Annotated in this window: 16 protein-coding genes, 1 tRNA gene and 2 pseudogenes; 12 read left to right on the top strand and 7 right to left on the bottom strand. The window is 71.9% G+C overall.

The genetic code is table 11. The features are described 5' to 3' along the window. Positions 1–18 precede the first annotated feature (18 nt). Together CYQ11_RS08975 and CYQ11_RS08980 are read right to left on the bottom strand one after the other, a co-directional pair. Positions 19–576 (bottom strand): annotated as a pseudogene (locus tag CYQ11_RS08975) (GntR family transcriptional regulator); the annotation flags it as partial. Between the two features lie 8 nt (positions 577–584). Then, positions 585–1,052, bottom strand: coding sequence for an NUDIX hydrolase (locus CYQ11_RS08980; protein ID WP_099200698.1), 468 nt, complete (start codon positions 1,050–1,052; stop codon positions 585–587). An 18-nt stretch (positions 1,053–1,070) separates the two neighbouring features. Here CYQ11_RS08980 and CYQ11_RS08985 point away from each other — a divergent pair, with 18 nt between their 5' ends. The 3 genes from CYQ11_RS08985 to CYQ11_RS08990 all read left to right on the top strand — a co-directional run bounded on the left by CYQ11_RS08985 (position 1,071) and on the right by CYQ11_RS08990 (position 3,257). Next, positions 1,071–1,850, top strand: coding sequence for a GntR family transcriptional regulator (locus tag CYQ11_RS08985; RefSeq protein WP_099200697.1), 780 nt, complete (start codon positions 1,071–1,073; stop codon positions 1,848–1,850). Positions 1,851–2,172: 322 nt separating this feature from the next. Continuing rightward, positions 2,173–2,487: a DUF6255 family natural product biosynthesis protein gene (locus tag CYQ11_RS29150; protein ID WP_146104659.1), complete on the top strand. Its 315-nt coding sequence runs from the start codon at positions 2,173–2,175 to the stop codon at positions 2,485–2,487. A gap of 113 nt (positions 2,488–2,600) precedes the next feature. Continuing rightward, a complete protein-coding gene (locus CYQ11_RS08990; protein WP_099200696.1) occupies positions 2,601–3,257 on the top strand; it encodes a hypothetical protein in 657 nt (218 codons plus the stop codon). Between the two features lie 13 nt (positions 3,258–3,270). On the opposite strand, the gene CYQ11_RS08995 is transcribed toward CYQ11_RS08990, so the two are convergent. Continuing rightward, positions 3,271–3,753, bottom strand: a complete 483-nt coding sequence (locus CYQ11_RS08995; RefSeq protein ID WP_240003518.1) for a nuclear transport factor 2 family protein — start codon at positions 3,751–3,753, stop codon at positions 3,271–3,273. A gap of 41 nt (positions 3,754–3,794) precedes the next feature. Then, entirely contained in the window at positions 3,795–4,376 is a 582-nt protein-coding gene (locus CYQ11_RS09000; RefSeq protein ID WP_099200695.1) for a TMEM165/GDT1 family protein, read from the bottom strand. A 246-nt stretch (positions 4,377–4,622) separates the two neighbouring features. Here CYQ11_RS09000 and CYQ11_RS09005 point away from each other — a divergent pair. Continuing rightward, positions 4,623–5,722, top strand: a pseudogene (locus CYQ11_RS09005) (RNA-guided endonuclease InsQ/TnpB family protein); the annotation flags it as partial. Between the two features lie 239 nt (positions 5,723–5,961). On the opposite strand, the gene CYQ11_RS09010 reads toward CYQ11_RS09005, so the two are convergent. Continuing rightward, positions 5,962–6,759 (bottom strand): ABC transporter permease, encoded by a 798-nt coding sequence (locus CYQ11_RS09010; protein WP_240003517.1) that lies wholly within the window; start codon positions 6,757–6,759, stop codon positions 5,962–5,964. Between the two features lie 222 nt (positions 6,760–6,981). On the opposite strand from CYQ11_RS09010, the gene CYQ11_RS09015 reads away from it, so the two are divergent. The 3 genes from CYQ11_RS09015 to CYQ11_RS09025 all read left to right on the top strand — a co-directional run bounded on the left by CYQ11_RS09015 (position 6,982) and on the right by CYQ11_RS09025 (position 9,201). Then, a complete protein-coding gene (locus CYQ11_RS09015) occupies positions 6,982–7,623 on the top strand; it encodes an HNH endonuclease family protein (protein WP_099200694.1) in 642 nt (213 codons plus the stop codon). Between the two features lie 214 nt (positions 7,624–7,837). Then, a complete protein-coding gene (locus tag CYQ11_RS09020; protein ID WP_099200693.1) occupies positions 7,838–8,329 on the top strand; it encodes a DoxX family protein in 492 nt (163 codons plus the stop codon). A 236-nt stretch (positions 8,330–8,565) separates the two neighbouring features. After that, positions 8,566–9,201 (top strand): DedA family protein, encoded by a 636-nt coding sequence (locus tag CYQ11_RS09025; RefSeq protein ID WP_099200692.1) that lies wholly within the window; start codon positions 8,566–8,568, stop codon positions 9,199–9,201. A gap of 84 nt (positions 9,202–9,285) precedes the next feature. Here CYQ11_RS09025 and snpA read toward each other — a convergent pair whose 3' ends face one another. Beyond that, complete coding sequence (gene snpA, locus CYQ11_RS09030) at positions 9,286–9,951, bottom strand: snapalysin (protein WP_099200691.1); 666 nt, start codon at positions 9,949–9,951, stop codon at positions 9,286–9,288. Positions 9,952–10,183: 232 nt separating this feature from the next. On the opposite strand from snpA, the gene CYQ11_RS09035 reads away from it, so the two are divergent. Then, positions 10,184–11,155 (top strand): LysR family transcriptional regulator, encoded by a 972-nt coding sequence (locus tag CYQ11_RS09035; protein WP_099200690.1) that lies wholly within the window; start codon positions 10,184–10,186, stop codon positions 11,153–11,155. A gap of 37 nt (positions 11,156–11,192) precedes the next feature. Beyond that, entirely contained in the window at positions 11,193–11,585 is a 393-nt protein-coding gene (locus CYQ11_RS09040; protein ID WP_099200689.1) for a VOC family protein, read from the top strand. Positions 11,586–11,643: 58 nt separating this feature from the next. Here CYQ11_RS09040 and CYQ11_RS09045 read toward each other — a convergent pair. Next, a tRNA-Val gene (locus CYQ11_RS09045) sits at positions 11,644–11,715 on the bottom strand. Between the two features lie 193 nt (positions 11,716–11,908). Here CYQ11_RS09045 and CYQ11_RS09050 point away from each other — a divergent pair. The 3 genes from CYQ11_RS09050 to CYQ11_RS09060 all read left to right on the top strand — a co-directional run bounded on the left by CYQ11_RS09050 (position 11,909) and on the right by CYQ11_RS09060 (position 14,504). Further along, positions 11,909–12,670 (top strand): DUF4097 family beta strand repeat-containing protein, encoded by a 762-nt coding sequence (locus tag CYQ11_RS09050; RefSeq protein ID WP_181143620.1) that lies wholly within the window; start codon positions 11,909–11,911, stop codon positions 12,668–12,670. Between the two features lie 78 nt (positions 12,671–12,748). Next, positions 12,749–14,119, top strand: a complete 1,371-nt coding sequence (locus CYQ11_RS09055) for a coiled-coil domain-containing protein (protein ID WP_099200687.1) — start codon at positions 12,749–12,751, stop codon at positions 14,117–14,119. Between the two features lie 163 nt (positions 14,120–14,282). Next, a complete protein-coding gene (locus CYQ11_RS09060) occupies positions 14,283–14,504 on the top strand; it encodes an FmdB family zinc ribbon protein (protein ID WP_099200686.1) in 222 nt (73 codons plus the stop codon). Positions 14,505–14,524: the final 20 nt, after the last annotated feature.

Genomic DNA, 14,524 nt, shown 5'->3' on the forward strand with positions numbered 1-14,524 from the left:
GGGATGGCCTTCACTCGACTAGGCGTCGAACTCGTACTCCAGCACGTACGACGCGGAGTCCAGCGTCATCTCACAGACCTCGACCGCCCTGCCGCCACCCGCGCATGCGGTGCGGCAGATGTGCACAACGGGCGTGCCCGACGGCAGTTCGAGCTGCTCCGCCTCCTCGGCGGTGGGCATCCGGGTGCGGATCTCCTCGCGGAACCGGACAGGCTTGTGCCCGAGCTCCGCGAGGCGCGCGTAGGTACCGCCGGGCCCGCTGTCCGCCCGCGTGATGGCGGACCCGGCCACGAGCTCGGCGGGCAGGTACGAGGTGGAGAGCTGGACCGGCTTGCCGTCCAGGACGAAGCGCCGGCTCCTGACGCAGACGGCCGCGCCCGGCTCCAGGCCCAGGGCTTCGGCCACCCACTGGGGCGCCGGTCGCTCACCGACCTCGATCCGGTCCACGATCAGTACGCGGTCCCCGACGTCGGACGACCAGATCGACCGCCCAGAACCCCAGGTTTCCTCGGCCAGGCGCTGGACGCCGCGGCGGCGGATGGAAACTCTCTGGTCAGACTGCACGCCCTCACCCTCTCCGGTTCTCACGCAGCGGGCATCAGCCGGCGACCGTCGTGGACGCGCACGTGCGGGGCATCGTCGCTGAGCGCGTCGAGCAAGCGCACGGCGTACGCCTCCGCCATGGCGGCGGTCACTTCCTCGGGAGTGAGCCATGAGACCGCAGCGGATTCGTCGGAGGTCCGCTCCGATCCCCCCACCGGCCGGCATCGGAAGACGAGAGCCACGATGCCGCGGGTCATGTTCTTGTAGACGCCGGTCAGCCGGTCCACGCTGACCTCGATGCCCGTCTCCTCCAGCACTTCCCGGCGAGCGCCCGCCTCTGGCGACTCCTCGATCTCCAGCACCCCGCCCGGGAGCTCCCAGTTGCCGTTGTCGGCCCGGCGGATGGCGAGAACACGCCCGTCGTCGCGTACGACGGCTCCCGCCACCGAAACCGAGTGGAGCGGGGTGGACCTGGGAGACTGGGCCGCTGTACTCATGCGGATGAGCATAGGAGGGCGGGCAGGCCCATGGGGAACGAGGTCTCGCAGGACTCGGGAAAGCCGCGATATCTGCAAATCGCGCACGATCTCGCCGAGCAGATCCGAGCGGGGATCCTGGAGCCGGGCAGCCAGGTGCCCAGCGAGTCCGAGGTCATGGAGCGCTACGGCGTCTCCCAGGGGACAGTGCGCAAGGCGATGGCCGAGCTGCGAACCTCAGGGCTTGTGGAGACGCATCACGGGCGTGGCTCGTATGTGAAGAGCCTGCCTCCCGTGCGGAGGAAGTCCTCGGACAGGTTTCGTCGCTCCCACCGCAGGGACGGTAAGGGCGCCTACCTCGCCGAAGCAGAGCAGGCGGGTCAGAAGCCGCGCGTTCAGGTGCTCTACGTCGGCCCCACGGACGCGCCGGCCGAGATCGCTGACCGTCTCGGAGTGGCCGCGGGGGACAAAGTGCTGGCCCGGCGTCGTCGCTACTTCAGCGACAACACGCCCACCGAGGAAGCGACTTCATACCTACCCTGGCCGCTTGCGACGGCCATCCCCCAGCTGCTGAGCGAGAACCCCGGAAGCGGTGGCATCTACGCCCGCCTGGAAGAACACGGACTCACCCTCGGCGAGTACGTGGAGACCGTGCGGGCACGACTGGCCACCAAACAGGAGGTCTCAGCACTGAGACTCAGTCCGGGATCTCCGGTCATCCACCTTGTGCGGAATGCGGTGACCCGTGACGGCCGGGTCGTTGAGGTCTGCGACACGATCATGGCCGCCGACCGCTTCGTCCTCGAATACCGCATCCCCTCAGTGGACTGATCCCGGGTCAACGCAGCGACGCGGCCAGGCCGGCACCCTTGACTCATATGCAGGAGCTGAGCCACCCTCGACACATGCACTCATATACATGAGTGCATGTGTCGCCCTCTTGCCTCACACCAGGAGTCTCGATGCAGGATCCACTCAGTGGCCCCGACCCCGATGCGGCGCGCCAGAGGACAAATCAGCTTCGCTCCCAGCAGTCATGTGTGCGCTGCACAGCGATCAAAGCGACCTACTACGAAGCCGCCCGCCAAAGCGACGTCCAAACCGCCGAAGCCATGACCGCGGCTATGGGGCGACACCTACGGGCTGCGCACTGATGGCGGCGGTTCGGGCAGCCACAGACAGCACCGTCCAGGGACTCACCAGCACCCGTCCGGCGGCCAAGCCCTGCCCCCACCCCGCCTGGGCCACCACCGGCGGCATCGCCACCTGCGTCCGCTGCGCGACCCGGCGCGTCACCGACTACCGCGCGCTCGCCCAAGCCCTCGAACCGCCCGAGCGGACAGCCCTCTTCGCGGCGACGGCCACGTGCACCGGCCCCATGGGCGGCCCCGCCGACCCCGCTCGTCGGCGGGAGCTCCTTCGCAGACTCCGCGAGGTCAATCTCCGGAGCCGGAGGGGCAGGCCGTAGCCCCGACCGCCATCACGACCATGGCTCACCTCGTACTTCCGGGGCCACGCCACCGCACCTAGCATGCGTGACGCCGAACCGCAGCGCTCCCGCCCCGCGAGAGGAGTCCGCTCGTGATCCACATGACCGAAACCCTCGCCGTCCACACCCTGGAGGGCTTCCTCACCCCCGAGGAGACCGCCCAGGTGACGAAACTGCTGGACGAGCACCTCGAAGCGACCCGCTGGGTGCCCGCGCGGCCCAGCGAGGGGACGGTCCCGCCCGAGGCCGTGCAGGAGATCCTCGCGGCCGGCATCGCGCGGGCGCTGCCCGCCATCCGGCGGGTGTTCCCCTCCGTCGCCGCGGCCACCCCGTGGGACTACCACGACCTCGGGCCCGGTGACCGGATCGACGCGCACCTGCACGGCGTCGGAGAGCCCGACGCGCGGCCGCAGCGCGTGGCGCGGGTGGCGTTCCACCTCCAGGAGGCGTCGCGCGGTGGCGAGTTCTACGTCGACACCTGCTCCGCCGAGGACCTGTGGACCTCACGCGTCGCCGGTTCGGGCAGCGCCTTCGTGCCCGGCACGCGCTTCGCCCGGGAGGTCTCGCACGAGGGGCGGCCCGAGGACCTCGCCGCGCTCGCCGGCATCCCGCGCACCCGCTGGACCAGCGCGCCCCCCGCAGGGACCGCCGTCGTCTACGGCGCGCAGCTCGTGCACGGCGTGGAGACGGTCCGCGAGGGGCGGCTGCGGAAGCTGATCACCAACCTGCTCGACGGTCCGGCGCGCTGAGCCCCTGCCGGCCTCAGGCCGGCAGCCGCGGCGGCGTGCCCTGCGTCCACACCACCCGCAGCGCCGTGGCGCGGATCCGCCAGCCGGCCGGTGTCCTCACCAGTTCCGTGTGGGTGTGGCCGCCGGAGACGAAGACGTTCTCCGAGCCGTCCTCGGGGCGCTCGGCCAGGACGTGCGTGCTCAGCTGGGCGCCGCGGGCGGTGGCCCGGTCGCCGTCGATCTCGATGACCGTGTCGGTGCCCAGGTGCACGGTCCGGTCGAACAGCGCCATGCCGCGCCGTATGTGGTCCAGCAGGGCGTCCTGACCGCGCACCGTACCGATCGGCATCTCCGCGACGACGTCCTCGGTGTGGAACGCGCGGACCCACGCCTCGTCGAACACCCGCTCGTCCAGGGACCGCAGGTAGCGGCTCATCAGGTCGGCGATCTCGGCGCGGTCGGTCAGGGCCCGCAGCCGGCGCTGCACCTCTTCGGCGTCCATGCTCTCGATGTCCATGATCGAAGCCTGCCCCCTCAACCATGGTTGAGGTCCAGCCCCTACCCCGTCACCGCCTCGTAGAGGCTGAAGCCCGCCAGCGCCAGCATCACCAGCGCCGCCACCTTCGTGATCAGCTTCAGCGGCACGTACCGCATCAGCGTCCGTCCGCCCACGATGCCCAGGCCGGCGACGGCCCACAGCGCCAGGACGGCGCCGGTGCCGACGGAGAGCGGGTCGTCGTAGCGGGCCGCGAGGTTGGCGGTCATGATCTGTGTGAGGTCGCCGAACTCCGCGACGAGGATCAGCATGAAGCCCGCCCCCGAGACCTTCCAGAAGGACTGGTCGGCGGGCTTCTTGATCTCTTCCTCGTCGTCGTCCTTCTTCAGCAGCAGCACCGTCGCGCCCGCCAGGAAGAGCACGCCCACCACGGCCTGGACCAGGCGGTGCGGGAGGAGGGTCAGCACGCTGCCCGCGGCGATGGCGAGGCAGACGTGGACCAGGAAGGCGGCCGCGACACCCGCGAAGACGTAAGAGGCGCGGTAGCGGGTGCCGAGCATCAGGCCGGCGAGGGCGGTCTTGTCGGGCAGCTCGGCCAGGAAGACGACTCCGAAGGCCACGGCGGCGACGGTGAGGCTGAACACGCATTTTCCTTCTGATCGGTGAGCGTCGCACCGGATCAGGAGGCCCGGACGAACGACAGTCCCACGTGACGCATGGGCACTACACCGAAGTATCGCCGACTGGTAAGCAAGGATCCACAAGCCTATGGACCGCCCTACGTCACCGCTCTCGCGAAACCATGCGCACATGCGACACGAGCATGAGCAGATTCCGTCATTTCCGATCTCTGCTGTCTCGGGCGCGGCCGGAGCATTACGGTAATTGGCATGCAGCTCCGTTACTCCTTCCGCATCGAGCCGAGCCCGGCTCAGCGTATTGTGCTGAGCCGGGCGTTCGGCTGCGCCCGGACAGTCTGGAACGACTGCCTGCGGGCACGCAAGGACGCGCAAGCCGCAGGCATTCCCTATCCGACTCCGGCGGAGCTGTCGAAGCGATTTATCACCGAAGCGAAGAAGACCTCGGAACGGGCCTGGCTCAGTGAGGTTTCAGCAGTGGTGCTGCAGCAGTCACTACGGGATTTGATCGCGACATATTCCAATTTATCCGCCAGCACCAAGGGTGCCCGCAAAGGCCCGAAGATGGGCGAGCCACGCATGAAGTCGAAGCGGGACGGCAGGCAAGCCGTCAGGTTCACCGCCAACGCTCGTTGGTCGATCACAGCGGACGACAGGTTGAGCCTCCCCAAAATCGGGGCCGTGCGGGTCCGCTGGTCCCGTGCCCTGCCCTCCGCGCCCTCGACTGTGACCATCACCAAGGACGCGGCCGACCGCTACTGGGCCAGCTTCGTCGTGGAAACCGACCCGGCCGCCGACGCCCTCCCCCTCAGACGAGAGAACAGGGGGTGGATCTCGGCCTGACGCACTTCGCCGTCATGGCGGACGGCTCCCGTGTCGAGTCACCGCGTTTCCTGCGCACGATGGAGAAAAAGCTCCGCAGAGAGCAACGTCGTCTCTCCCGGAAGACGAAAGGTTCAAAGAACAGGGAAAAGGCCAGAGCGAAGGTGGCACGCGTACACGCGAAAATCAGCGACGCACGCAAGGACTTCCATCACAAGCTGTCCACGAAGCTGATCCGCGAGAACCAAGCGGTCAGCACGGAGAGCCTGAATGTGAAAGGCCCGGCACACGGCCACCTCGCCAAGTCCGTGCACGACGCCGGATGGTCCGCGTTCATCGCCATGCTGGAATACAAGGCGGTCAAACACGGCCGTTCCTTCACCGCCGTGGGTCGGCGCTTCCCCTCGTCCCAAGCGTGCTCCGCTTGCGGCCGCCGAGACGGCCCCAAGCCCCTGCGCGTACGGGCTTGGACCTGCCCAGCATGCGGCACTCGGCACGACCGGGACCACAATGCGGCCAAGAACATCAGGCTGGAAGGACGCCGCCTACGAGCGGCTACTTCCTGAGACAGCACCACCGACCCCCGGACCGGGGGCCTCACGCCGGTGACGGCGCGAGTAAACGCCTGCGGAGCACATGTCAGACCGGGCCTGGCCCCGGCGGAGTGCACAACCCCCACTTACGTTGGGGAAGAACCAGGAACCCAGCTCAAGGCAACCGCTCATGAGGTCGCCAGGGAGGAAATCCTCGCGTCCACGCGGGGAGGAGGTCAATCCCCTTCTGCTTCCCCCAGAGGAGTACGCGACCGGTGCAGCATCCCCCGCGCCACGAGCTCCAGCGTGACCGCCACCGCCACCGCCTGCACCGTCATCAGCGCGACCAGCACGAACAGCTGCACCGCCCCCGCCAGCACCGGCGACGCGCCGCCCAGCAGCATGCCGACGAAGGCGCCCGGCAGCGTGACGAGCCCCACGGTGCGCGTCTGGTCCAGGCCCGGCAGCAGGGCGTCCGAGGCGGCCGGGCGGGCGATCTCCAGGCGGGCCTCGCGGGGCAGCAGGCCGAGGGCCAGGCCCGCCTCGACCTCGCCGTGCCGCGTGCGCAGCTCGTCGAGGGCGCGGCGGCCGGCCAGGACGGTGCCGGTCAGGGCGCCGCCGATGAGGATGCCGGTGACGGGGACGAGGGCGACGCCCTTGAGCGGGACGAGCCCGGTCAGCAGCAGCGCGAGGACGGTCGGCAGCACGCCGGCCGCGAGGGGTGCGGCCGCCCACCACCACGTGCGGTTGTCCGTGACGCGCCGCCCGGCCGTGCGCGCCGCGACGGCGAACATCAGGACGAGGAAGGCGAGGAGCAGCGGAACCGCCCGGACGACCCAGCCGATCAGCACGGAGACGACGGCCAGTTGAACAGCGGCCCGCACCCCGGCCAGCGCGATCGCCCGGGCGTAGCCGTGCCCCCGGGCGTCCTCCAGCCGGGCGAGGGCGGCCACGCCCACCGCGACGACGAGCAGCACGGCGAGCACCACGCCCAGCGTGGCGTTGACGGGCAGCAGGGCCGCGGCGAGGGGCACGCCGCCACCCTAAGGGCCGTGAAAGTCCATACCAGGGCGTAGACCTGTTGGCGCGTCAGAAACCGGCCGATCAGTCGATCTCACGCCCCGAAACCCTTGCTTTGACATGACCGCGTCGTCATTCTGTCACCTGGCGACCACCCCCCGGATACCCGTCGCCACGATCCTGGCCGCGCCCTTCCCGCACAGGTCGCCCCCACCCTCCACCCCTAGGGAGTCTCCATGTCCAGCGTCTACGCGCGTCGTACCGCCGTCGCCGCGGGGCTCGCCGCCCTCGTCGGCACGCTCGTCCTGAGCGGCCCGGCGGCCCAGGCCGCGCCCCCCACCCCGCCGGACGCCGCGACGGCCCGTACGTACCTGAGCCAGCTGACCGTCAAGCCCGAGGGTTCGATGGACGGCTACAGCCGCGCCAGGTTCCCGCACTGGATCACGCAGTCCGGCCAGTGCAACACCCGCGAGGTGGTCCTCAAGCGCGACGGGCAGGACGTGCAGCAGGACGCCAAGTGCGCGGCCGTCTCGGGCACCTGGTTCTCCCCCTACGACGGGGCCACCTGGCACGACGCCCAGGACGTCGACATCGACCACATCGTGCCGCTCGCCCAGGCCTGGCGCTCGGGCGCGAACACCTGGACCACCGCGCAGCGCCAGGCGTTCGCCAACGACCTGACCCACTCGCAGCTGATCGCGGTCACCGACCGCGTCAACCAGGCGAAGGGCGACAAGGACCCGGCGCAGTGGATGCCGCCGCTGAAGTCCTACGCCTGCACGTACGCCCAGATGTGGGTGAGCGTCAAGCACGAGTACGCCCTGACCGTCGACTCCGCGGAGAAGGACGCGCTCACGCGCGTCCTCGGCGGCTGCTGAGGCGGGCGGACGCCGCTTCACCGGCGGCCGGGGCGGCCTCGGCCGCCCCGGCTGGCCGGCCCGGCCGCCGCTCCCGCCCCACCTGCTCCACCGGTGCCGCGGAGAACCCGTGCCGTCGGCGAGAAACCAAGAAACTTGAACTTGCAACTATTCGTTAGGCACCCCTAACCTGGTCCCCTCGTCGCACCCGTCCCCTGACACGAGGAGCCCGACCATGCCCCCGACGCCCACCGCGCCCGCTCCCTCGCCGGCCTCGGCGCGGTCCTCCGCGAGCGCCGCCGGTTCCGCGCTCACCCAGCGCCTGGACGAGGCCCGCCCGTACGTCCTGTCCCTGTTCCGCGCCGTCGTGGGCCTGCTCTTCCTCTGCCACGGCGCCGCGTCGCTCTTCGGCGTGCTCGGCGGCGCGCCCGGCAGCAACGGCGGCACGATCGCCGCGGGCACCTGGCCCGGCTGGTACGCGGCGGCGATCCAGCTCGTGGCGGGCGCCCTCGTCCTGCTGGGCGCCGGCACCCGCACCGCGGCCCTCATCGCCTCGGGCTCGATGGCCTACGCCTACTTCGACGTGCACCAGAGCATGGCCCTGTGGCCGATACAGAACGGCGGCGAGGCCTCGGCGATGTTCTGCTGGGCGTTCCTGCTGCTCGTCTTCACGGGTCCTGGCGCGCTGTCGCTGGACCGCTTCTTCGGGCGCGGCCGCCGGGGCTGACCCCGCGCCGGCCTGCGCCGCACACGCCGCTTCCCCCGGCCCGCTCCACCGCTCGGAGCGGGCCGGCGGGTGTCCGGAGCCGGATATTCCCAAATCCGGCACAAGTGATTCGAACAACATCACCTCCCCCACGCCCGTTTCCCACCAGCCCCAGGCGTACGCTGTACGGTTGTGAAGGCCGCCCCTGCCGCTCCCCTGCGACGTCGCGGCGGGGGACCGTACCGGGAGATCAGGACGTGCTGGAGCAGTTGGGGACCTTGGCCGGGACCCCGTGGATATACGTGATCGTCGGCTTGTCCGTCCTCCTGGACGTGTTCCTTCCCGTGCTGCCGAGCGGAGTGCTGGTGATCACCGCCGCCACCGCGGCCGCGGGGTCCGCCGCCGGCGCGGTGGGCGACGCGGCCCAGGGCCACGCGGGGTTCTCCGACATGCTCGCGCTGGTGATGTGCGCCGCGACGGCGTCCGTCATGGGCGACATGGTCGCCTACCGCCTCGCCTGGCGCGGCGGCGACCGCTTCGACCGGGCCATCGCCCGCTCCCGCCGGCTGACCGCGGCCCAGGCCAAGCTGGGCACGGCCCTGCTCCGCGGCGGCGGCCCGCTCGTGGTGCTGGCCCGCTTCGCGCCCGCCGGGCGCTCGGTGGTCAGCCTCGGCGCCGGGGTGATGCACCGGCGGGTGGCCGAGTTCCTGCCGTGGTCCGCGCTGGCGGGCCTGACGTGGGCCGCGTACAGCGTGAGCCTGGGCTACTTCGGCGGCCAGTGGCTGGGCGCGTCGTGGCTGAGCACGGCGGTCTCCGTCCTCGCCCTCTTCGCGGCGGGCTCCGGAGCGGTGTACGTGATGCGCCGGGAGGCCCCGGAGACCCAGCCGCAGTAGTCGGTGGACGTGGGCGGCGGCCCGGTACCTTCCGGTACCGGGCCGCCGTCGTGTCCGGGCCGCGGGCGCGTGCGGTACGCGCCGTCAGCGGGCCTTGGTGAACGCGTCCTTGTCGAACGCCTTCAGGCCGTTCGCCCAGAGCTGGTTGATCCGGCTCCGCTCGGTGGTGTTGGGGTAGGCGTTGGTGCAGGACGGGCCGGGGCCGCCACCGGACATCAGCTCGCTGCACGGGCCGGAGTAGTGGTCCGGGAGGCCGAGCACGTGGCCGGTCTCGTGCGCGGTGACGCGGGTGGAGTCGTACTGCTCGTTCTGCTGGTAGTCGAGGAAGACGTAGCCGCGGCCGTGGCCGTCGGTGCTGGCGTACGAGCCGCGGGAGTCGTTGCCCTCGTAGTATCTGAAGTCGGCGTTCGAGCCCGCGCGCAACTGGACGTTGCGGACCGAGCTGTTCCAGATCCGGGCGCTGTTGGCTATCTCCGTCTGGAAGCTCGGCGCCTGGCTGGCGTCGTAGACGACGGTGACGACCTGGGCGCCGGGCGCGGCGGCCTGCTTGGCCTTCACGGACTTCATCACGGCGTCGAAGAAGGCCTTGTTGTTGGCCTCTTCGGCCGCCGAGCCGACGTACGAGGACACGGTCCGCGCCGAGGAGGTGCCGGCCGGCGCCTGGGTGGCGGCGGAGGCGGGCACGGCGGTCAGCGAGGCCGCCAGCCCGAGGCCGAGGGCAGCCGACAGCACCATCGTGGAGCGTTTCATGTGGGGGACTCCATTCGTTCCGGAGCCGCTTCGGCGCGCCGCGCGGTGGGTCGCGAAGGCCGGGGCTCACGGGTGAACTCCTGTTCCCCTTGAGTCTCTGACGGGTTATCACTGGTACGGATGATGCCAGTTGGCCATAACACCATCCAATCGCCTATCCTGCGCCACCCCTTGGCGTCCACCGTCCGGGATGTGCCTGGTGTGACGCACGGGGCGCCGTTATGCTCTCCGCGTGGAGCTTGAGGTCAGGCACCTCCGTGCACTTTGCGCCATCGCGGACACCGGCAGCGTGCGGAAGGCCGCCCTGCAACTGGGCATGACCCAGCCCTCGCTGACGACCCAGCTCCGCCGCATCGAGACGTCCCTCGGCGGCATGCTGTTCACCCGCGGCCAGACCGGCAGTCGCCCCACGCCGCTGGGGCACTCGGTGCTCTCCCGCGCGCGGCCGATCATCGCCGAGATGACCGCGCTGGTCTCCGCGGCGCGGGACGCGGCCGGGGGCGTGGGAGGTCTGCGCCTGCGCATCGGGAGCATCGGCAGCCGCGCGGTGACGGGCTGGCTGCGCCGCATCCACCAGCGGCTGCCGGACACCGACACGACGATCCACATAGACGTCTCGTCCAACACGCTGCTCCAGCTGCTCGCCACCAACCAGCTGGACGTGGCCTTCGTGCAGGAGACCCCCGGGCTGCCCCTGGCCGTGCCGCCGGGGGTCGAGCGCCGTGTGCTGATCGCCTGCGAGCCCCGTTTCGTGTGCCTGTCCGACCGGCACCGGGCGGCCGGCCGGCCGGCGGTGCGGCTGCGCGAACTGGCCCACGACGCCTGGATCGTCGACCCCACCGCCGACGACGAGGTGACGGCCCTGCGCCGGGTCTTCACCGCCGCCGGCCTCGACCCCCGCCTCGTCCACGTCCGGGACGCCACCACGGCCGCCGAACTGGTCGCCTCCGGCGAGGCGGTCCGCCCCGCCCAGCCGACGGCCGCCCCGGCACCGGGCACGGTGATCCGCCCCCTGCACGGCGACCCGCTGACGGCCCAGCTGTCCCTGGCCTCCCGCCCCGGCTCGCTGCCTCTGCCGCAACTGGACGCGCTCTTCGCGGACTTGATGGCCTCGTACGTGGACCTGGCCGCGGCCGACACCACGTACCGGGCCTGGCTGGACCGCAGCGGGAGCCCGCTGCTGCCGTCGGTGGGGAGCCACTGACGGCAGCGGGGGGACGGGCGTGCGGCATGATGCGGGGATGGCTTATCTCGGACTCGTGACGGTCGTCGTACGCGACTACGACGAAGCACTCGCCTTCTACACGGACGCCGCAGGCTTCGAACTGCGGGAGGACACCCCGCTGGGCGACGGCAAGCGCTGGGTGGTCGTGGCCCCACCGGGCTCGAAGGAGACGGGGGTGCTGCTCGCCCGCGCGGACGGCCCCGCACAGCAGGCCCGCGTCGGCGACCAGACGGGCGGCCGCGTCGGCCTGTTCCTCACCACCGACGACTTCGCGCGGGACCACGAGCGGATGCGCGCCGCCGGCGTCCACTTCGAGGAGGAGCCCCGCCACGAGCCCTACGGCACGGTCGTCGTCTTCCAGGACCTGTACGGAAACCGCTGGGACCTCATCGGACCGCGCACGGCGTAGGGGCGTACGACCGGGGCCCCGCACGCGATCGCGTGCGGGGCCCCGGGTGTTCCCTCTGTGGGCACAGACGGATTTGAACCGCCGACATCCGCTTTGTAAGAGCGGCGCTCTACCGCTGAGCTATGCGCCCGCAATGGAACGACAGCCTACATGGCCCGCCCCGGGTCCGGGCAAACCCGGCGCCGGGCCCCGCGGCCCCCTCGACGGGGAGGACCTGGGGGTATCCCCACCCCGGATCCGGGAGGTCGCCGGATCCCGGGCGCCGGCACGCGTCCGTAGAGTCGGCGCAGCCCGCCCGACACCGCCCGGAAACGGAGACTCCCATGACCCCCCGCCCCGTCCGCATACCGGCCCTCGTGGGCGGAGTCCTGCTCGCCGGACTGACCCTCGGCGGATGCGGGAGTTCGAACGCGGACGACGCGACGCCCGAGGAGAGGACGTTCTCGATCAGCGGGCGCGAGCTCACCGTGGACTCGGACAACTCGGCCATCGAGCTCGTGCCGGGCGGCGACGGCAAGGACGTCAAGGTCGTCCGGCGCTTCGACGGCTGGGCGCTCGGCGGGTCGGCCGGCGTCTCGTGGGAGATGCGCGGCGACACCCTCAAGCTGAGGCTGACGTGCAAGGGGATCAGCATGGGCTGCGAGGCCAAGCACCGGATCGAGGTGCCGCGCGGTGTCGCCGTCACCGTCAAGGAGGACAACGGGTCGGTCACGGCGCGCGATCTGGAGACCCCTCTGGCGATCACCACCTCCAACGGCTCCATCGACGTCCGGAACGCCAAGGGGCCCCTGGAGCTGAGGACTTCCAACGGCGCCGTCAAGGCCCGCGGCCTCGGCTCGCGCACGGTGTCGGTCACCACCTCCAACGGGTCGGTCGAGGTCGGCGCCGAGCAGGTGCCCGACCACGTCGAGACCCGCACCGGCAACGGCGCCACCCGCATCACCCTGCCCCGCGCCGGCTACAAGGTCGCCGCCCACAGCGACAACGGCGGCACCAAGGTCGACGTCCCGCGCGACGACGCGGCCGGTCACGCGGTCACCGCCCGCAGCGGCAGCGGCAGGATCGACATCCGCACGGCGGGCTGACCTCCCGGCCTGTGTGTTCGCCTCCGCCGGGTGGGAGAATGACAACCGGCCTGGGGCGATCCAACGGGGAGAGGGCAAGTGACGGCGACCTGCGTGCGTACGGTGACGGCTGCGGTCCGTGAGACCCTCGCACTGGTCCTGCTGCCCCTCCCCCTCCTCGCCGCCGCGGCGGCGGCCTCCCCCGGCGCGTTCTCCGGCGGCGGCACCCGCCGCTGGGGCTGGGGGCGCGGCGAGAGCCAGCGCGGTGACGCGCAGGCCGCCAAGGACGCGGCCGCCGCGGCGTTCTACGAGCTGGACACCGCCCAGCGCGACCTGCGGATCACCATCGAGACCATCACCGCCGTCGACTCCTCCCCCGCCGCCCGCAAGGCCGCCGCGGACTTCGAGGCGTTCGGCCACCGCATAGACGAGGTCTCCAGCACCTACATCACCGCCGTCGACTCCCACGACCTGGACCGCGACGACCTCGACACCGCCACGGCCGCCCGCGCCCGCACGGCCCTGACCAAGGCCAAGGACGAGCTGGTGCGGGCCAAGGCCGACCTGGACCGCTTCGCCGAGAGCCTCCAGCCGCTGCTGACCCGGGCCGAGCACCAGCTGACGCAGCTGGCGCCCGCCGTGGAGCGGGCCCGGCAGGGGCTGCGCGCGGCCGGCGAGGCGCTGGAGGCCGCGCGGGCCACGGGGCTGCGGGCCGACGACCTGGCCGCCCGCCTCGCGGCCCTCGCCCCGGAGCTGACCAAGCTCAACCAGGGCGCCGGCCGGCACGGCGTCCAGCCGACCGTCGACCGCGCCGACCGCGTGCTGCGCGAGGCCGAGGCCATCCGCGGCGAGGCCGAGCGGCTGCCGGAGAAGGCGGCGGAGACCGACAAGCGGCTCGTCTCGCTGCGCACCCGCGCCCAAGCCCTGGCCACCCGCGCCGGCGGCGTCGCACCGGTCCTCAGCGAGCTGCGCCGCCGCTACAGCGCGGCCTGCTGGCAGGACCTCCAGCAGGTGCCCGAGGAGGCGGAACGCGCCGTCGCCCGGGCGGAGGAGAAGCTGCGCGAGGCCCGTACCGCGCGGGACGAACAGCGCTGGCCGGACGCCACCGCGCTGCTCGCCACGGTCCGGGCGCTGCTCAACACCACCGACGAGGCCGTCTCCGCCGCCGGCGACCGGCTGCGCCGGCTGGACGAGGTGTCGTTCGACCACCAGAAGGAGGTCGAACGCACCCGCTTCGCCCTGCGCGACGCCCAGCGCCTGGCCATGGACGGCCGCAGCACCCCCGACCCGCGCCACGCCCGCCCGCTCGACGAGGCGGTCGCCCGCCTGGACCGGGCTGTGGCGGGCCTGGAGGGCCGGCACCCGGACTGGTGGCACTTCCTGACCGAGACCGAGGCGGTGCGGGGCGCCGCGGCCCGGGTGGTGCAGGACATCCGCGAGGAGCGCGGCGGCGGGGCGGCGCAGCGCTAGGAGGTGTCCGCGAAGTCCCGCCTGCCCCGGGACTCCCCCGACTACCGCCGGGAGATGCCCCCGGCACCGGGCACCGCAGGACCCGCACCGACCCGTCGGACACCCCTGGGCCATGCCCCGCAGCGCCCGTGCCGGCCCGTCGGACACCGCCTAAGCTGCCCCCATGCCCCGTTACGAATACCGCTGCGCACCCTGTGGCTCCACCTTCGAGCTGAACCGTCCCATGGCCGAGTCCTCCGACCCGGCCACCTGCCCGGACGGGCACACCGACACCGTCAAGCTGCTCTCCACCGTCGCCGTCACCGGCACGGCGGGCGCCGGTCCCGCGCCCCGGTCCGGCGGCGGTGGCGGCGGTGGCTGCTGCGGCGGCGGTTGCTGCGGCTGAGCCGGCGGCCCCTGCCGGCC

The sequence above is a fragment of the Streptomyces cinnamoneus genome, from assembly GCF_002939475.1.
Classification (GTDB): domain Bacteria; phylum Actinomycetota; class Actinomycetes; order Streptomycetales; family Streptomycetaceae; genus Streptomyces; species Streptomyces cinnamoneus_A.